General features: G+C 74.3%; 17 protein-coding genes. 7 read left to right on the top strand and 10 right to left on the bottom strand.

What is annotated here, in order from left to right:
* Window positions 1-18 precede the first annotated feature (18 nt).
* Together PP1_RS27130 and PP1_RS27125 are read left to right on the top strand one after the other, a co-directional pair.
* A complete protein-coding gene (locus tag PP1_RS27130; protein WP_010225453.1) occupies window positions 19-1350 on the top strand; it encodes an NtaA/DmoA family FMN-dependent monooxygenase in 1332 nt (443 codons plus the stop codon).
* 129 nt (window positions 1351-1479) lie between these two features.
* Complete coding sequence (locus PP1_RS27125; RefSeq protein WP_010225455.1) at window positions 1480-2226, top strand: GntR family transcriptional regulator; 747 nt, start codon at window positions 1480-1482, stop codon at window positions 2224-2226.
* Between the two features lie 13 nt (window positions 2227-2239).
* Here the strand turns inward: PP1_RS27125 and PP1_RS27120 are convergent, their stop codons facing one another.
* From PP1_RS27120 to PP1_RS27105, 4 genes are all read right to left on the bottom strand, one after another.
* A complete protein-coding gene (locus PP1_RS27120; protein WP_010225457.1) occupies window positions 2240-3286 on the bottom strand; it encodes a phosphotransferase family protein in 1047 nt (348 codons plus the stop codon).
* A 49-nt stretch (window positions 3287-3335) separates the two neighbouring features.
* A complete protein-coding gene (locus PP1_RS27115; protein ID WP_010225459.1) occupies window positions 3336-3770 on the bottom strand; it encodes a DUF3037 domain-containing protein in 435 nt (144 codons plus the stop codon).
* Window positions 3767-4648, bottom strand: coding sequence for a HipA family kinase (locus tag PP1_RS27110; RefSeq protein WP_010225461.1), 882 nt, complete (start codon window positions 4646-4648; stop codon window positions 3767-3769). Before PP1_RS27110 ends, PP1_RS27115 begins: the two co-directional genes overlap by 4 nt.
* A 198-nt stretch (window positions 4649-4846) precedes the next feature.
* Window positions 4847-5314, bottom strand: a complete 468-nt coding sequence (locus PP1_RS27105) for a DoxX family protein (protein WP_010225463.1) — start codon at window positions 5312-5314, stop codon at window positions 4847-4849.
* Between the two features lie 493 nt (window positions 5315-5807).
* Here PP1_RS27105 and pgi point away from each other — a divergent pair, with 493 nt between their 5' ends.
* Both pgi and PP1_RS27095 read left to right on the top strand, forming a co-directional pair.
* On the top strand, window positions 5808-7487 hold the full coding sequence (gene pgi / locus PP1_RS27100) for a glucose-6-phosphate isomerase (protein ID WP_010225464.1): 1680 nt from the start codon (window positions 5808-5810) through the stop codon (window positions 7485-7487).
* Window positions 7484-8182 carry a phosphatase PAP2 family protein gene (locus PP1_RS27095; RefSeq protein ID WP_075314466.1) on the top strand — a complete coding sequence of 233 codons (699 nt, stop codon included), beginning with the start codon at window positions 7484-7486 and terminating at the stop codon, window positions 8180-8182. Before pgi ends, PP1_RS27095 begins: the two co-directional genes overlap by 4 nt.
* 11 nt (window positions 8183-8193) lie before the next feature.
* Here PP1_RS27095 and PP1_RS27090 read toward each other — a convergent pair whose 3' ends face one another.
* Together PP1_RS27090 and PP1_RS27085 are read right to left on the bottom strand one after the other, a co-directional pair.
* Window positions 8194-8751, bottom strand: a complete 558-nt coding sequence (locus PP1_RS27090) for a hypothetical protein (protein WP_010225468.1) — start codon at window positions 8749-8751, stop codon at window positions 8194-8196.
* 37 nt (window positions 8752-8788) lie between these two features.
* The gene (locus PP1_RS27085) at window positions 8789-9595 is read right to left on the bottom strand and encodes an Fpg/Nei family DNA glycosylase (protein ID WP_029239242.1); all 807 of its coding nucleotides are present in this window, start codon (window positions 9593-9595) and stop codon (window positions 8789-8791) included.
* A gap of 54 nt (window positions 9596-9649) precedes the next feature.
* Here PP1_RS27085 and PP1_RS27080 point away from each other — a divergent pair, with 54 nt between their 5' ends.
* Window positions 9650-11494: an NHL domain-containing thioredoxin family protein gene (locus tag PP1_RS27080; protein WP_010225472.1), complete on the top strand. Its 1845-nt coding sequence runs from the start codon at window positions 9650-9652 to the stop codon at window positions 11492-11494.
* Between the two features lie 7 nt (window positions 11495-11501).
* Here the strand turns inward: PP1_RS27080 and PP1_RS27075 are convergent, their stop codons facing one another.
* Complete coding sequence (locus tag PP1_RS27075; RefSeq protein ID WP_029239243.1) at window positions 11502-12143, bottom strand: response regulator transcription factor; 642 nt, start codon at window positions 12141-12143, stop codon at window positions 11502-11504.
* Between the two features lie 20 nt (window positions 12144-12163).
* A complete protein-coding gene (locus PP1_RS27070; protein WP_010225476.1) occupies window positions 12164-13621 on the bottom strand; it encodes a sensor histidine kinase in 1458 nt (485 codons plus the stop codon).
* A gap of 193 nt (window positions 13622-13814) precedes the next feature.
* Here PP1_RS27070 and PP1_RS27065 point away from each other — a divergent pair, with 193 nt between their 5' ends.
* The gene (locus PP1_RS27065) at window positions 13815-14972 is read left to right on the top strand and encodes an acyl-CoA dehydrogenase family protein (RefSeq protein WP_010225479.1); all 1158 of its coding nucleotides are present in this window, start codon (window positions 13815-13817) and stop codon (window positions 14970-14972) included.
* A gap of 36 nt (window positions 14973-15008) precedes the next feature.
* Here the strand turns inward: PP1_RS27065 and PP1_RS27060 are convergent, their stop codons facing one another.
* Window positions 15009-15581, bottom strand: coding sequence for a TetR/AcrR family transcriptional regulator (locus PP1_RS27060; RefSeq protein WP_010225481.1), 573 nt, complete (start codon window positions 15579-15581; stop codon window positions 15009-15011).
* A 95-nt stretch (window positions 15582-15676) separates the two neighbouring features.
* Between PP1_RS27060 and PP1_RS27055 the strand changes: the two genes are divergently transcribed.
* Entirely contained in the window at window positions 15677-16588 is a 912-nt protein-coding gene (locus tag PP1_RS27055; protein WP_010225483.1) for an SDR family oxidoreductase, read from the top strand.
* A 72-nt stretch (window positions 16589-16660) separates the two neighbouring features.
* Here the strand turns inward: PP1_RS27055 and PP1_RS27050 are convergent, their stop codons facing one another.
* Window positions 16661-17059: a cytochrome c oxidase subunit 4 gene (locus tag PP1_RS27050; protein WP_010225485.1), complete on the bottom strand. Its 399-nt coding sequence runs from the start codon at window positions 17057-17059 to the stop codon at window positions 16661-16663.
* Window position 17060: the final 1 nt, after the last annotated feature.

Here is a 17060-nt window from a genome sequence, read left to right as displayed (position 1 = left end):
CCCGGAAGGACACCTCGCATGTTCCACCTCGGATGGTTCCTCGGTAACGGCTTCGGCATCCAGCCCTGGAACCCGGCCGCCGACGGCCCCTGGACCGGCAGCAACCACCTCGACTGGATGAAGCCGGACCTCTACGTCGATCTCGCCGCCTCGCTGGAGCGGGCCGGCTTCACCTACGTCCTCATCGAGGACACGGCGATGGTCGAGGACACCTACCAGGGCTCGGCCGAGACGTCGCTGCGCCGCGGGTTCATGGCGCCGAAGAACGACCCGATGCCGCTGGTCCCGCTGATGACGCAGCGGACGAAGCACCTCGGCATCGTCCCGACCGTCTCGACGATCCAGTACCACCCGTACCTCGCGGCGCGGCTGTTCACGACGCTCGACCACCTCACCGAGGGCCGGGTCGGCATGAACGTCGTCACCTCGGTGACCGACCGCGTCGCCCAGAACTTCGGGTTCGAGAAGCACTTCGACCACGACCAGCGCTACGAGATGGCGCAGGAGTGGGTCGAGGTCGTGAAGGCACTGCAGAACAGCTGGAAGGACGGGGCGGTCCTGGCCGACCCGGTCAAGGGCGTCTACGCCGACCACACCCTGGTCGAGCCGATCGACTTCCAGGGCCGCTGGTTCTCCAGCCGTGGACCGCTCAACACGATCCCCGGCCCGCAGCGGCAGCCCCCGATCGCGTCGGCCGGCGGATCGGCGCCCGGCCGCGAGCTCGCCGCGAAGCACGTCGACACCCAGATGGCGATGTGCAAGAGCGTCGACGACATCAAGGCCTACCGGGAGGACCTGCACCGCCGGATGGCCGCCCACGGCCGCCGTCCCGACGAGGTCAAGCTGCTGTTCCTGGCCAGCCCGGTCGTCGCCGCGAGCGACGCCGAGGCCCGGGCCAAGGCCGAGCAGCTGAAGCTCGCCCGCCGCTCCGACCTCGCCGTCGAGTACAACCTGTGGAACCTCTCCTACACCTCGGGCGGCCGGATCGACTTCGGCGGGATCGACCCGGACACCCGCGTCGAGGACATCGACACCTCCCGCGGCAACGGCGAGCGCTCCTCGATCGCCAACCTGTTCCAGGGGCAGGAGGGCAAGACGCTGCGCGAGCTCGCCGCCACCTCGTTCCAGATCACCGACCTCGGGCTGGTCGGCTCGCCAGAGACGGTCGCCGCGCAGATGGACGAGATCATGCAGGATGCCGGCGGGGACGGGTTCCTGCTGTACGTCCCGCCGACCCGGGTGCAGATCGCCGAGATCACCGACGGGCTCGCACCGGCGCTGCGGCGGCGCGGCGCGATCCGAGACGGCTACGCCCACTCCACCCTGGCCGAGAACCTCCAGGAGTTCTGACGCCCCGGCCCGTGCCCGCCACCGGCGCCGGGCACGGGTCACAGCATCGTTCCCGGCCGGTAACCCGGGAGGGACGGTTCCCGGGCGACGGTCACCCCAGCAGGAATCCCTCGCAGGAAGGCCCCGCCCATGTCCCGTCCCGGCCGGCTCACCACCGTCCCGCACCCCCGCGCGTCCGGCGGGACCGCCCGCGGGCGGCACACGTTCCCGCGCCGGGTGCGGGAGATGCTGCGCGCCTCCGTGCGGGGCGGCTACCTCGTCGTCGACGAGAAGCTCGTCGAGGACCAGCTGATGGAGTCGCTCAACGCGAGCCGCTCCGCGGTGCGGGCCGCCCTGCAGCAGCTCGCCGACGAGGGGTTCGTCGACCGCCAGCAGCGCCGCGGCACCGTCGTCGTCCGGCGGGGTGTCGCGGTCCGGCTGCGGGACACCGTGACCGCCCTCGGTGCCACCGAGGTGACGCTGCAGATGACCGAGCAGGGCGTCGTGCCCTCGACGCCGCTGCTGCGGCACCGGCTCGGCGTCCCCGACGCGGCGCTGCGGATGAACGAGAACATCTTCCGCGCCGACGGCGAGGTGATCGGCGTCCGGACGGCCTACTTCCCGAGCTCCTTCACCACGCCGTCGTACGCCGGGCCGGCCGCCCTCGACGTCGTGTTCGCCGACTTCTTCGGGGTGGGCCTGGGCCGGGTGCAGACCGAGATCGGCGCCGCGGGCGCCGACGACCGGACCGGGCGGCTGCTGGGCGTCGCCCCGGGTGCCCCGGTGCTGCTGCGCGAGCAGCTGTTCCACGACGAGGACGACCGGCCGGTGCAGGTCGTCTTCGACAACTACCGGGCGGACCGGGTGACCTTCGTCGACGACCCGGACCTCGGCTGAGCCCGCCGGGCCGTCAGCCCGCGAGCTCGGCCAGCGCGGCCTCGGCGTCGGCGAGCACCCCGAGCCTGCGCCGTTCCAGCGTCGCGCCCGACTCCGCGCCGGCACCCATGTTCCCCTGCGCGTAGCGGGTCCAGACGCCGGTGCCGATGCAGGCGCACCGCCAGTACGCGAACGCCACCCAGTACGGCAGGTCGTCCACCGGGCGGCCGGACCGCGCGGCGTAGCGGCCGGCGATGCCGTCGCGTTCCGGCCAGCCCGGCGCCGCGGTCGGGCCGCTCGTGATCGTGTGCCGGGTGTCGCCGGGGCGCTCCCAGGACGCGACGAGCCAGCCGAGGTCGGCCAGCGGCTCGCCGAGCGTCGCGAGCTCCCAGTCGAAGACGGCCGCCACCCGGCCGTCGCGGTAGGACAGGTTCCCCGGCCGGTAGTCGCCGTGCGCGATCCGCGGCCCCTCCGCCGGGTCGGCGGGCATCCGGGCGAGGAGCTGCTCGTGCGCGGCGTCGATCGCGGCGAGATCGGTGAAGGCGCCCGAGTGCGCCTGCCGGTGCCAGCGCCGCAGCTGGCGTTCGAGGTAGCGGCCGGGCCGCCGCAGGTCGTCCAGTCCGACGGCGCCGGGATCGACGGCGTGCAGCGCGGCGAGGACGTCGGCGGTGTCCAGCCCGCAGGCCTCGCGCTCCGGCTCCGGGATCGGGTCGCCGGACGCCCGGTCGCCGGGGACGACGCCGTCCACCCAGCTCATCAGGTAGAAACCGGCGCCGATCACGGCAGTGTCCTCGCAGTGCGCGACCGGCTCCGCGACGGGGACGCCGGTCCCGGACAGCGCGGTGAGGAACCGCCACTCCCGGCTCATGTCGTGCGCGGTGGCGAGCACCCCGCCGGTCGGGGGGCGGCGCAGCGCGAACGGCGTGCCCTCGGCGTCGACCACCCGGAAGGTGAGGTTGGAGTGCCCGCCGGAGATCCGCTGCACGGCCACCGGCCCGTCACCCGTCACCACCCGCGGGGCCTCGGCGGCGAGCCAGCGGGTCAGGGCGACCGGGTCCACTCCGTCGTGCGTGTCGGCCATCCCCCGATCCAACATGATCGTCGCCGGACGGGCCAGGCGTCCGGACCGGTCACCCGCCGAGGGGCAGCACGAGGCGCTCCAGCAGCCGGTCCGCCTCGGCGTGCGGGTCCGCGGTCAGTCCGGTGTGGACGGGCCCGGGCCGGACGATCGTGCTGCGTGCCGTCGTCAGCCTGCGGAACCGGCGTCCGATGTCCTCGCCCGCCCCCGGGCCGCGGGCGGCCAGCGCGCCCGTGGCGTGCCGGTCCGAGCGGGGCGGCTCCGGCACCGCGGCCACCGCCGCGATCGTCTCCAGCACGTCGGCGACGGCGTCGGCGTCGCAGTGCGGGTCGAGCGCGGCCAGCCGCTCCCGGTCCAGGTGCACCCGGACGGCGAGGACGTCCCGCCGCCGGCAGTGCAGCAGCACCCCGGCGTTGACCGACTCCCCGCGCTCGACCCGCGGGACCACCTGCAGCAGGGCGTACTCGTAGGTGACGAGGTCGCTCACCGGCCCGCACCGCCGTCCACCCCGCCGATCCGCAGCCACGGCGGGCGGCGCGGCTCGCGGTCCACCGGGCGTGGCCGGCCGGCGCGCACGGTCTCCCGCACCCCCGGCAGCCACTCCGCGCGCCGCTGCACGCGGCCGGACAGCGCCGTGACGTAGGCGTCGCGGACGGCCTCCGCCGAGTCGAAGCCCGGCTCCCCGTCCAGCCACCCGCCGGGGACGAGGGCGAGCACGTCGTCCAGCAGCGCGCGGGTGACCAGCGGCGCGAGCGCGGTGTCGGCGGCGTCGAGGTCGGGCCGGCAGCCGAGCAGGACGTGGTCGCCGGCGTCGAACGGCTTCGCCGGGAACCGCGACGCCGACTCCCAGCTGTGCGCGAAGGTGAGTGTCGCGCCGTGGTCGATCAGGTACGGACGCCGGTGCCAGAGCAGCATGTTCGAGTTGCGCCAGGAGCGGTCGACGTTGCCGACGAGCGCGTCGAACCACAGCACCCGCCCGGCGAACTCCGGGCCGACGTCGAACGCCAGCGGGTCCAGGTCGAGCGCCCCGGGCAGGAAGTCGATCCCCAGGTTCAGCCCGGCCGAGGAGCGGAGCAGCTCCTGGACCTCCTGGTCGGGTTCGGTGCGGCCGAGCTCGCCGTCGACGTCGACGGTGACGATCTCGGGGACCGGCAGGCCGAGCGCCCGGGCCAGCTCACCGGCGACGATCTCGTTCACCAGCACCGACCGGCCCTGGCCCGCACCGGTGAACTTCACCGCGTAGCTGCCCAGGTCGTCGGCCTCCATCAGGCCGGGCAGCGAGCCGCCCTCGCGCAGCGGGGTGACGTAGCGGATCGCGGTGACGTGGCGCAGGCCCTGCCCGCGCGGGTCCGGTCGGGACAGCACGCGCGGAGGCTATCCGGCGCCCACCCGCACCCGCGATCGAGATGCGAACGGCCCGCACCCCGTGGCGTCGGGATGCGGGCCGTGATCGCGCCGGAGCGGTCCTGCGGGGCCGGGCGGGGCCGGGCGGGGCAGAGGTGGGGCGGGGCCGGGCTCACCGGCCCGTCCGGCGTCGGGGGCGCACGGACGGGCCGGGAGGTCTCACACCGAGATGGTCTGGCGCGGGATGGTCTGGGTCTGCTCCATCCGGCGCTCGGCCTGGCGGGACAGCACCGTGTCCAGGCTGAACCGGCCGGCACCGGCGACCATGAAGGCGGCCAGCGCGCAGATGATCGTGCCGACCAGCGCCCAGCCGCTGTTCTCCATGAACAGGCCGTTCTGGCCGTGCACGAACCAGATGGCACCCGCCATCACGAAGATCATCAGTCCGGCGGGGACGACCATCCGCAGGCCGAGCAGCAGCGACACCGACACCACGATCTCGACGACGATCGTGAAGGACGCCGCGGCGATCGCCAGCGGGATGCCGAACTTGGAGAACACCGTGGCGGTGTCGAAGAGCCCCGCGTCGATCTTCTTCCAGGCGTGCATGATCAGGATGTAGGCGAGCAGCACACGGCCGACGAGCAGGACGACGTCCCGCGGGGTTCCGGTCAGGGAGCGGTACACGGTTCCTCCAGTACGAGCATGATCACATCGGGTGAACTGGTCACCACGTAATGCACAAGAGCTTATGAGTGGAATCGCTCTGCTCCACCCGGTTGAGCGACTCTGCGCGACGAATCGACCGCATGCCGCGACGAAAGTCGCTCGGCTCACACCTCACCGTGTGTCGCACCTCCGGAGCGCGCCGTGACCGGACGATTCGGCGGCACGACCGGTCGAGCGGTCTCTTCCGTGGTGCGTTCGCGCAGGTAGACGACACGCTGCGTGCAGGGATCGTGGCGGCCGTCACCCGGGTGCAGCAGTACCATCCGGTAACTCGACCGGGTGTCACGGACGGTTCGCAGCGATGGGCGGTCCGTCGTTCCGGACGTACCGCTCGTCCCACCCGGGGCCGTCCGCGACGGGCGGTACCCCCGTGCGGCGCAGCGGGCCGGAGACCGTCCACCGTGGCCCCGGCCCGCGCGCCCGGGGCTTGACGCTGCGGAATGATGGCCGGGTGTCCGACACGAACGACGTCATCGGCAGAGACATCACAGCGACCCCCGAGTGGACCGCGCTGACCGAGCACGCGGCGGAGGTGGAGCCCCGCCACCTGCGGGCGCTGTTCGACGAGGACCCGGACCGGGCCACCGCGCTCACGGCGTCCGGCGCCGACCTGGTCCTCGACCACTCGAAGCACCGCATCACCCGGGACACGATCGGCCTGCTCACCGCGCTCGCCCGCGCGGCCGGGCTCCCCGCGCGGACCGAGGCGATGTTCACCGGCGAGCACGTCAACACCTCGGAGGACCGCGCGGTCCTGCACACCGCGCTGCGGCTGCCCCGGGACGCGTCGCTCGTCGTCGACGGGCAGGATGTCGTCGCCGACGTCCACGCGGTCCTCGACCGGATGGGCGACTTCACCGACGCCGTCCGGTCCGGGCGGTGGACCGGCTTCACCGGCGAGCGGATCCGCACGGTCGTCAACATCGGGATCGGCGGTTCGGACCTCGGCCCGGTGATGGCCTACGAGGCCCTGCGGGACTACGCGCAGCGCGACCTCGAGTGCCGGTTCGTGTCCAACATCGACCCCACCGACCTGTCCGAGACGGTGTCCGACTTGGACCCGGCGACGACCCTGTTCCTCGTCTCCTCCAAGACCTTCACCACCCAGGAGACGCTGACGAACGCCCGCAACGCGCGGTCGTGGCTGCTCGCCGGGCTCGGCACCGACTCCACCGACGCGGTCGCGAAGCACTTCGCCGCGGTCTCGACGAACGCGGAGAAGGTCGCCGAGTTCGGCATCTCCACCGAGAACATGTTCGGCTTCTGGGACTGGGTGGGCGGACGCTACTCGGTCGACTCGGCGATCGGGCTGTCGCTGATGTGCGCCATCGGCAGGGAGAACTTCGCGGAGTTCCTCGCCGGGATGCACGCCATGGACGTCCACTTCCGGGAGACGCCGCTGGAGCGGAACCTCCCGGTCATCGCCGGGATGCTCGGCATCTGGTACTCGAACTTCTTCGGCTCCGAGACCCGCGCGGTGCTCCCCTACTCCCAGTACCTGCACCGGCTGCCCGCCTACCTGCAGCAGCTGACGATGGAGTCGAACGGCAAGTCCGTCCGCGGCGACGGCACCCCCGTCACGACGACGACCGGGGAGATCTTCTGGGGCGAGCCGGGCACCAACGGCCAGCACGCCTTCTACCAGCTGCTGCACCAGGGCACCCGGCTCGTGCCTGCCGACTTCATCGGATTCGCCCGCCCGCACCACGACCTCGCGGGCGAGGGGGAGGCGGACATGCACGACCTCTTCATGGCGAACCTGTTCGCGCAGTCCGCGGCGCTGGCGTTCGGCAAGTCCGCCGAGGAGATCGCGGCCGAGGGCACCCCCGCCGACGTCGTGCCGCACAAGGTGATGCCGGGCAACCGGCCGTCGTCGACGATCCTCGCCGAGAAGCTGACGCCGTCGGTGCTGGGCCAGCTCATCGCGTTCTACGAGCACGTCACGTTCGTCGAGGGCGTGATCTGGGGGATCGACTCGTTCGACCAGTGGGGCGTGGAGCTCGGCAAGGTGATGGCCAAGCAGTTCGGCCCGGCGCTCTACGCGGCGGACCCGCCGGACGCGAAGGAGGCCGGCCTCGACACCTCGACGGCCGCGCTGATCGACCGCTACCGCTCCTGGCGCGGACGGTGAGCAGCGGCCCGGCGGGGCGGGCCCCCGCCGGGCGGACCGGCGGGGCGCCCGGGCACCGGCCCGAACCGCGCACGACCGGGATCGTCGCCGCCCTGCTCCTGGTCACGGCGGTGTCGCTGCTGCTGATCGGCGTGAGCGGCGGGCTCCAGCGGGACGTGACGACGGCGACCGGGCTCGCCGCCGAACGGGAACCCACCCCGGTGGCGTTCGCGCTGCTCGTGACGGAGATCGGCAACACGGTGGGCAGCGCGCTGGTCGCGCTCGTCGCCGGCGGCGTCCTGTTCTGGCGCGGGCGCCGCGCCGAGGGCGTCTGCCTGGCCGCCGTGCCGCTGGTCGCGAGCCTGGTGATGTCCGGGCTCAAGCGGTTCCTGGACCGGTCCCGGCCGCCGGAGCAGCTGCAGGTGCTGTCGGTGGCGAACGAGTCGCTGCCGTCCGGGCACGCGACGATGGTCGCGGCCGCGTGGACGGCGCTCGTGCTGGTGCTGTGGCCGTCGCTGACCCGGCGGGTGCGCACGCTCCTCGCCGTGTTCGCGGCGCTGTGGGCGGGCGCGGTCGGGTTCACCCGGATCTACCTGGGCGTGCACTGGCTCTCCGACGTGCTCGCCGGATGGGCGCTGGGGGCCGGGCTGGCGTTCGCCGGGGTGACGGTGCTGAGCGTCGTGCTCGCGGGCCGCCGTCCCACCGGGGTCACCTGAGCGGGTCCGGGTCAGGTGCCGCCCTCGATGTCGGCCCGCACCTGCTCGGCCCGCTCCCCCGCCGCGGCCAGGGTGCGGGCGTGCTCGTGCCAGGCCGCGACGTCCCCGCGGAGCCAGGCCGCGCGCAGCTCGTCGGCCGCGGCGGACCAGCGGCGCAGGAGCACCGCGCCCTCGGCGGCCGGACGGGAGCGCCGCATCGCCCGCTGCGCCGCGATCCCGCGGCTCATCGCCAGCATCGCGCGCATCGCCGTCGCGACCTTCCCGGTGATCTCGATCGGTACCGGCAGGCCGGCGACGGCGTGCGCACCCCGGGCGGCACGCGTCAGGAGCACCACGGCGATCCCGGCGGCCACCAGCAGGACCGGTGTCCAGAGCAGACCGGAGGTGCCCGGCACCAACAGGACGACCGTCACCAGGACCAGGACGACCGGGAACGCCCGCCGCGACCACCGGGCGGCCCGTGACCGGGAGTGCGCCCGGCGCTGGGCCTGCAGGTCGGGCGGGCTCTGGTCGGCGCGCACGAGACCACGGTCGACGTAGAGCAGGGCGGTGTCCGATTCGTCCGGCACCCGGCGATTGTGCACGACCCGCGGGCGGCGCCGCGGCTCAGCCCTGTTCCTGCGGGCACCACCACGTCGACCGGCCGCCGACGGTCCCGTGCACCATCTCCGCCCCGCAGCGGGGACAGTGCCCACCCGGGTGCCGGTGCTCGATCACCTCACCGGTGTGCACGCCGCCGTTCGCGATCGCCCGCTCCAGCGCCCGGTCCAGGTTGCGGTGCAGCCGGTCGAGATCGGTGCGCGTCAGGTCCCGCACCGGGGTCGCCGGGGCGATCCGGGCCTGCCAGAGCGTCTCGTCGGCCAGCAGGTTCCCGACACCCGCGAGCACCGACTGGTCCAGCAGCCGGGCCTTCACCGCCGACCTCCCGCGCAGCAGCCGTTCCCGGAACACCGCGGGCCGCAGCCCCTCGGCGTCGGGCCCGAGACCGGACAGGTCGGGATCGAGCCGGACCCGGCCCAGCCGGCGCTTGTCGAACAGCCGGAACTGCCCGCCGTCGTCGAACGTGACGGTGAAGCGGTCCCACTCGCGTTTGCGCGCCTGCCGGTCGGGGCGCGCCGGGCCGCCGCCGATCCGCTCGCCGCCGGAGTTCGTGACGACGATCCGCCCGCCCATCCCGAGGTGCACGCCCAGCGCCGGACCGGCGTCACCGTCGGAGGTCTCGGTGTCGCACCACATCGTCTTGCCGATCCGGTGGGCCGCGGTCAACCGCCCGCCCTTCAGGGCCGACGCGATGTCGCCGGGCCGGTGCGGGCGGCACACCCAGTCGTCGCGGTCGTCGACGTCGGTGATCGTGCGGCCGGTCGCCTGCGCCAGCACCGCACGCGCGTTCTCGACCTCGGGCAGCTCAGGCATGCCGGTCAGTCTCGCGCGGTCACGGAACACCCGCGCGCCGGTCCGGCGTTGCACATGATCGTGAGCGCTGGCGAGAGCGGTGCGGCCGGGACGAGCCCGGGCGCCGAGCGGATGAAGGTACGGGCCCCCGAGCTGCGCGGGCGGCGCTGGCTCAACACCGGCGGCCGGGAGATCACCCTGGCCGACCTGCGCGGCCGGATCGTCGTCCTCGACTTCTGGACGTTCTGCTGCGTGAACTGTTTGCACGCGCTCGACGAGCTCCGGCCGCTGGAGGAGGAGTTCGGCGACGTCCTGACGATCGTCGGGGTGCACTCGCCGAAGTTCGTGCACGAGGCCGATCCGGACGCGGTCGAGGCCGCGGTGGAGCGCTACGGCGTGGAGCACCCGGTGCTCGACGATCCCGAGCTGACCACCTGGGACGCCTACGCCGCACGCGCCTGGCCGACGCTCGCGGTGATCGACCCGGACGGCACGGTCGTCGCCCGGATGGCGGGCGAGGGTCACGGGCCGGGGCTCGCCGCCCTGGTGCGGGAACTCGTCGACACCCACGGCGACCGGCTGCGCCGCGGCGACGGGCCGTACGTCCCGCCGCCCGCACCGGAGACCGCGCTGCGGTTCCCGGGCAAGGTCGCGGCGCTGCCCGGCGGCACGTTCCTGGTGTCCGACACCGCGCACCACCAGCTCGTCGAGCTCGAACCCGATCTCGTCACCGAGCGCAGGCGGATCGGTGACGGCGGGCGCGGGTACACCGACGGCCCGGCCGGGAGCGCCCGGTTCTCCGAGCCGCAGGGGCTGCTCGTGCTCGACCCGTCCACGGTGCTCGTCGCGGACACGGTGAACCACGCGGTCCGCCGGGTGTCGCTCGACGACGGCACCGTCTCCACCGTGGCGGGGACGGGATCGCAGCTGCGCGAGCGCGTCGACCCGGGCGGGACCGCGGCCGAGCTGTCGTCACCGTGGGACCTCGCGCCGTGGGACGGCCACGTCGTCGTCGCGATGGCCGGGTCGCACCAGCTCTGGACGGTCGACCCGGTGTCCGGGCAGGCCCGGGTGCTGGCCGGGACGACCAACGAGGGCCTGCGGGACGGCTCGTTCGCCGAGGCGTTCCTCGCGCAGCCGTCGGGGCTCGCCACCGGCCCGGACGGCACCCTCTGGGTCGCCGACTCCGAGATCTCGGCACTGCGCCGGGTGGACGTCGACCCGGGGGCCGGGCCCGCGGTGAGCACCGCCGTCGGGCAGGGCCTGTTCGAGTTCGGGCACCGCGACGGGCCGGCGGCCGAGGCGCTGCTGCAGCACCCGCTGGGCGTCGCCGTGCTGCCCGACGGCTCCGTCGCCGTCGCCGACACCTACAACGGCGCCGTCCGCCGGTTCGATCCGGCCGCGGGCAGCGTGTCGACGCTGGCCGAGGGGCTCGCCGAGCCCTCGGACCTGCTGGTGGACGGCGAGACGCTGGTCGTCGTGGAGTCCGCGGCGCACCGCCTGGTGCGGCTGCCGATCCCGGCCGGGTCGCTGGTCGAGGGCGGCCGGCACACCGTCCGGCGCACGCCCACCGAGCTGGGCGCCGGCGTCGCGCTGCGGATCGGGTTCACCCCGCCCGCGGGCCAGCACCTCGACGACCGGTTCGGCGACCCGACGTCGCTCACCGTCGCCGCGGACCCGCCGTCGCTGCTGCGGGCGGGGGCCGGCACCGCGACGGGGCTGACCCGCGAGCTGGAGCTCGACCCGGCCGTCGGGTCCGGGGTGCTGCAGGTCGCCGTCGCCGCTGCGGCCTGCGACGCCGCCGACGGCGGGCCCGACACGTTCGCCGCCTGCCACCGCTACCAGCAGGACTGGGGCATCCCCGTCACCGTCACCGGGACCGGCCCTGCGGTGCTCGACCTGGACCTGCGCTCGGTGTAGGCGCGGCTCAGCTCTCCACCCAGGCGAGCACGGCCATCACGCGGCGGTGGTCGTCCGACGACGGCGGCAGCCCGAGCTTGGTGAAGATCGACGAGATGTGCTTCTCGACGGCCCCCTGGGTGATCACCATGATCCGGCCGATCGCGGTGTTCGTGCGGCCCTGGGCCATGAGCTCGAGCACCTCCCGCTCGCGGGGCGACAGCTCCTCGAGCGGGTCCCGGCGGCGCCGCTTGGTCAGCAGCGCGGACACGACCTCCGGGTCGAGGACGGTGCCGCCCGCGGCCACCCGGCTCAGCGCGTCGGCGAGGTCGGCGAGCTTCGAGACCCGGTCCTTGAGCAGGTAGCCGACTCCCCCACCCGCCTCCAGGAGGTCGGTCGCGTAGGACTCCTCGACGTACTGGGACAGCACCAGGATCCCGACGGCCGGGTGCTGCCTGCGGATCTCCAGCGCGGCGCGCAGGCCCTCGTCGGTGAACGACGGCGGCATCCGCACGTCGACGACCGCCACCTCCGGCCCGTGCTCGGCCACCGCCTCGACGAGCGTGGTGCCGTCGCCGACCGCTGCCAGGACCGTCGCACCCGCCTCCTCCAGCAGCCGGACCAGGCCCTCGCGCAGCAGCATCGAGTCCTCGGCGAGGACCACGCGCATCGTCATGGACCCATCCTGGGTCACGCCTCCCCCAGCCCGGCGACCGGTACCTCCGCCGTGAGGACCGTCGGACCGCCCGCGGGGCTGCGCACGTCCAGCCGGCCCTCGACGATCTCCAGCCGGTCCGCGAGCCCGGCCAGGCCGTGCCCCTTGCCGAGGTGGGCGCCACCGCGGCCGTCGTCGCGGACCACGATGCGCAGCAGGGTCTCGTCGACGGTGACGACGACCGTCGCGGACGAGGCCCCGGCGTGCTTCGCCACGTTGGTCAGCGCCTCCGACACGACGAAGTACGCGGTGTTCTCGACCAGCGCCGGCATCCGGGCGCCGGGATCGAGGTCCACGTCGAGATCGACGGGGACGGGGCTGCGGCCTGCCGCCGCGGCCAGCGCGGGCCCGAGGCCGCGGTCGGCGAGGATCGGCGGGGCGATGCCCCGGGACAGCGCCCGCAGCTCGGACAGCGCCTCGCGGCTCTGCTCGAGCGCCTCGTGCAGCAGGGGGCGGGCGCGCTCGGGGGCGTCGTCGAGGCGGCGCACGGCCGCCTCCAGGTCCATCCCGAGGCGGACCAGGCGCTGCTGCGGGCCGTCGTGGATGTCGCGCTCCAGCCGGCGCAGCGTCTGCGCCTCCGCGGCGACGGCGGCGCGGCGCCCGGCGGCGAGTGCCTGGGCCCGGGCACGCAGAGCGGCGGTCTGGTTCGTGAGCAGACCCCGGGCCAGCAGCGCGCGGACGTCGGTCAGCCACCGCACCACCGTCGGGAGCGTCACCAGCAGCAGGACGCCGAGCCCGGTGTTCAGCGCGATGTCGCCGGCCGTCGAGTGGATCCCGGTGACCGACTCGAACAGCGTCCAGACGTCCTCCCCGCGCGGCAGCGACCACTGCCAGAACACGTAGAACAGCCCGCCGAGGCCGGTCACCGACCAGACCAGCGCGACGGCGGCGGTGATCGCCCGCAGCGGCAGCGCGGCCACGGCGTGCGCGACGTCGCGCCAGCTCTGCGGATCGGCCAGCGCGCGGAACAACCGGCTCATCAGCCGTCGTCCGCGGTTGGGGCGGTAGTGGTGCGGAGGCAGCGGCCGCCCGGTCGCCGCCTCCGTCGCGCGGCGCTCCAGCTCGGCCAGGCCGCGCGCCGCGACCAGCGTCCCGACGGTGATCGGCAGCCCGATCCAGACCACGAAGGTCCCGGCCCCGAGACCCAGCCCGACGAGCACGACGACGCCGCTGATGATCGCGAGCGGCAGGCCCGTCAGCAGGTACGCCATCTGCGCGCCCAGCCGGGTGCGGCCGGGCCAGCCCGACGGCCAGCTCACCGACTGCGGCAGGTGGCGACCGCCGTCGCGCAGCAGGTACTCGCGCAGTGCGCCGTTGCCCCAGCCCTCGAGCACGCGCACCAGGTGCGGATCGAGGGGGTTGCCGCCCGGCTCGTCGGGATGCGGCTCCCGGCGGGCCTCCGGGTCCCCGGTGGTCCGCGTCTGCTCCGGCATGGCGCTCGGTCCCTCCGGTCGGGTCGTGATCCGAGGATAGGCGGGTGGTCCCTCCGGTGAGCGGGTCGCGTGTGCCGCCCGCCGTGACCGGACCGGTGGTCCTGCTCACCCCCGCGCCGCACTCGCGCGTCCCCCGGCTGTCGTGGTGAGCTACCGGGCGGTAGCAACCGCGACGACGCGAGGAGCCTGACGCGTGGATCCCTCCGACCTGACCGACGTCCTGGATTCCGTCCGTGACTTCATCCGCACCGAGGTGGTGCCGCTGGAGGAGACGATCGACGCCGAGGACGCCGTCCCGGAGCGGATCGTCGCCCAGTGCAAGGAGATGGGCCTGTACGGGTTCACCATCCCCGAGCAGTACGGCGGCCTGGGCCTGACCGCGTCGGAGGAGGTCCGGCTGGCGTTCGAGCTGGGGTGGACCACCCCGGCGCTGCGGTCGCTGTTCGGCACCAACAACGGCATCGCCGGGCACGTCCTGCTGGAGGGCGGCACCGACGAGCAGAAGGCCCACTGGCTGCCGCAGCTCGCCTCCGGCCGGGTCACGGCATCGTTCGGGCTCACCGAGGCCGACGCGGGGTCCGACCCGTCGTCGCTCGCCACCCGCGCGGTCCGGGACGGCGACAGCTGGGTGATCAACGGGTCGAAGCGCTACATCACGAACTCCCCGGTCGCCGACGTGATCATGGTGTTCGCCCGGACCGACCCGGACGCCCCGGGCAACCGCGGCATCTCCACCTTCCTCGTGCCTCGGGACACGCCCGGCCTGTCGGTCGGCCCGAAGGACCTGAAGATGGGCCAGTTCGGGGCGTGGACCGCCGACGTGCACCTCGACGACGTCCGGGTCCCGTTCGAGAACGTCGTCGGCGGCGAGGAGGGGATCGACAACGGCTTCCTCACCGCGGCGAAGTGCCTCGCGCACGGGCGGCTGCACATCGGCGCCGTCTGCGTCGGGATGGCCGACCGGCTGGTGCACGAGACCGTCGAGTACGCGCGGACACGGGAGCAGGGCGGGAAGCCGATCGCCCGGTTCCAGCTGGTCCAGGGCCTCGTCGCGGACTCGGTGACCGACGCCCGCGCCGGCCGCGGCCTCGTCCTCGACGCCGCCCGCAGCTTCGACGACGGCACCGACATGGTGTCCGGCCCCGCCGCCGCGAAGTACTTCTGCTCGGAGATGGTCGGCCGGGTCGCCGACCGGGCCGTCCAGGTGCACGGCGGGGCGGGGTACATGCGGGGCGTGGCCGTGGAGCGCTTCTTCCGCGACGCCCGGCTGTTCCGGATCTACGAGGGCACCAGCCAGATCCAGCAGGTCATCATCGCCCGGGACGCGCTCGGCAAGGCCGCCCGCGGCTGACCGCACACCGGCGGTCCGGCCCGGCCGGACCGCCGGTCATCCCCCGGCGAGCACGCCGCGCAGCGCCGCGGACACCGTCCGGACCTCGTCCACCAGGTCCTGCTCCGCGGGCGCCTCGACCCAGCGCTCGAACGCGGTGCGGAACACGGCGACCGCCGCCTCCGCCGCCACGGTCGCCGCGGGCTCCGCCACACCGCGGTCGCGCAGTCCGCCGGCGAGCACCTGCGCGACGGTCGCCATCTTCACCAGCTCCCGCTCGCGCAGCGACGCGTTCGCCGCGAGCACCCGCTGCCGGCGTCGCGCGAACGCCCACCGCCCGCCGAACGAGCCCGCCACGTGCTCGATCGCCGCGGCCAGCGCCGGCTCCGGCGGCAGGTCCGGGCCCGCCGCGGCCAGTCCCTCGGCGAAGAGACCCACGAACGCCTGCCCGGAGTCACCGCCGAAGAGCACCTCGCGCTTGTCGGCGTAGTGCCGGAAGAAGGTCCGCTTGGTGACCCCGGCCCGGGAGGCGATGTCCTCCACCGTCGTGCCGTCGTAGCCGTGCTCCTCGAACAGGTCCAGCGCCGCGGCGCGCAGCCGTCCCGCGGCGTCCGGCTCCCATCGACCCATGGACCGAGCCTACGCGACGACACCACGTGTCATCACGATGTACGGTGATGACACCAGATGACATCACTGGTCATCGCGTCACCGGAGGACACCTCATGCGCATCCTGGTCACCGGAGCGACCGGCTGGGTCGGCTCCGCCCTCGTCCCCGAGCTCCTCGGAGCGGGTCACCGGGTCGTCGGCCTGGCCCGCTCCGACACCGGCGCGGCCGCACTCACGGACGCCGGCGCGGACGTCGTCCGAGGCGATCTGGACGATCTCGGCCTGTTGTCCGCCGCGGCCGCGGACTCCGACGGCGTCGTCCACCTCGCCTTCAAGCACGACGTGGCGTTCGGCGGCGACTTCCCCACCGCCGTCGCGGCGGACCGGGCGGCGGTCGCCGCGCTCGCCGACCCGCTGAAGGGCACCGGGCGCCCGCTCGTCATCGCCTCCGGGCTGGCCGGGCACGCGTCCGGAGCGGCCGTCACCGAGGACGACACGGCGGACCCCGGCGACCCGACGGCCGGCCGGATGGCCACCGAGCAGGACGTCCTGCAACTCGCGTCGTCGGGGGTGCGCTCGGCGAGCGTCCGGCTCGCCCCGACCGTGCACGGCGCGGGCGACCCCGGGTTCATGGCCACGTTCGTCGACGTGGCGCGGCGGACCGGGGTGAGCGGTCACGTCGGCGACGGGACGCAGCACTGGCCCGCCGTGCACGTCGGCGACGCCGCCCGGCTGTTCCGGCTGGCCTGCGAGTCCGCGCCGGCCGGGTCGGTGCTGCACGCCGCCGCCGAGCCGGGCGTGCCGATGCGGGAGATCGCCGGGACGATCGGCCGCGGCCTCGACCTGCCGGTGCGGCAGGTGCCCCCGGAGCACTTCGGCGGGCTGGGCACCTTCGCCGGGCTCGACGTCGTCGCCCGGAGCGACCGGACGCGGGCGCTGCTGGACTGGCACCCGGCCGGTCCCACCCTGACCGAGGACCTCGAGCGGCACTACGTCCACGCCGCCGCCGGGCACGCCCACCACTGACCGGTCCCGGAACGACGGACGGCCCCGCTCCCGGATGTCCGGGAGCGGGGCCGTGGCCGTGTCGCGCGCTGCTCAGTGGTGGGCGGGGCCCCGGTGGTACTCGAAGACCAGGCCGCCCACGGCGATCAGCACGAGCGTGCCGCCGACCACGATCATCCAGACGTAGAAGAACGCCAGGCCGAGGCCGGTGAACGCGGCCGCGGCGGCCAGACCGAGCGGCCAGTAGCTGCCCGGGGAGAAGAAGCCGACCTCGCCGGCGCCGTCGGAGACCTCGGCCTCCGGGTTGTCCTCCGGACGCTCCTCCAGCCGCCGCGAGACGAACCGGAAGTAGGTGCCGACGATCAGCGACAGGCCCGCGGTGAGCCACAGCGCGGTGACGCCGACGACCTCGCCCGCCACGAACATGTAGACGATCGCGCAGAGGATGAAGAACCCGGTGCAGATCTCGAAGATCCGGGACTCGATCTTCATG

This window comes from Pseudonocardia sp. P1 (assembly GCF_000178675.2).
Lineage (GTDB): Bacteria > Actinomycetota > Actinomycetes > Mycobacteriales > Pseudonocardiaceae > Pseudonocardia.
Note: the sequence above shows the minus strand (reverse complement) of the source record. Positions and strands in the feature narration are given on the sequence as shown.

Excerpts from the sequence above, each read along its gene's own strand:
- PP1_RS27130 (WP_010225453.1), top strand. The coding sequence starts at position 19 with ATGTTCCACCTCGGATGGTTCCTCGGTAACGGCTTCGGCATCCAGCCC.
- PP1_RS27125 (WP_010225455.1), top strand. The coding sequence starts at position 1,480 with ATGTCCCGTCCCGGCCGGCTCACCACCGTCCCGCACCCCCGCGCGTCC.
- PP1_RS27120 (WP_010225457.1), bottom strand. The coding sequence starts at position 3,286 with ATGGCCGACACGCACGACGGAGTGGACCCGGTCGCCCTGACCCGCTGG.
- PP1_RS27085 (WP_029239242.1), bottom strand. The coding sequence starts at position 9,595 with ATGCCTGAGCTGCCCGAGGTCGAGAACGCGCGTGCGGTGCTGGCGCAG.
- PP1_RS27080 (WP_010225472.1), top strand. The coding sequence starts at position 9,650 with ATGATCGTGAGCGCTGGCGAGAGCGGTGCGGCCGGGACGAGCCCGGGC.
- PP1_RS27075 (WP_029239243.1), bottom strand. The coding sequence starts at position 12,143 with ATGCGCGTGGTCCTCGCCGAGGACTCGATGCTGCTGCGCGAGGGCCTG.
- PP1_RS27070 (WP_010225476.1), bottom strand. The coding sequence starts at position 13,621 with ATGCCGGAGCAGACGCGGACCACCGGGGACCCGGAGGCCCGCCGGGAG.
- PP1_RS27060 (WP_010225481.1), bottom strand. The coding sequence starts at position 15,581 with ATGGGTCGATGGGAGCCGGACGCCGCGGGACGGCTGCGCGCCGCGGCG.
- PP1_RS27055 (WP_010225483.1), top strand. The coding sequence starts at position 15,677 with ATGCGCATCCTGGTCACCGGAGCGACCGGCTGGGTCGGCTCCGCCCTC.
- PP1_RS27050 (WP_010225485.1), bottom strand. The coding sequence starts at position 17,059 with ATGAAGATCGAGTCCCGGATCTTCGAGATCTGCACCGGGTTCTTCATC.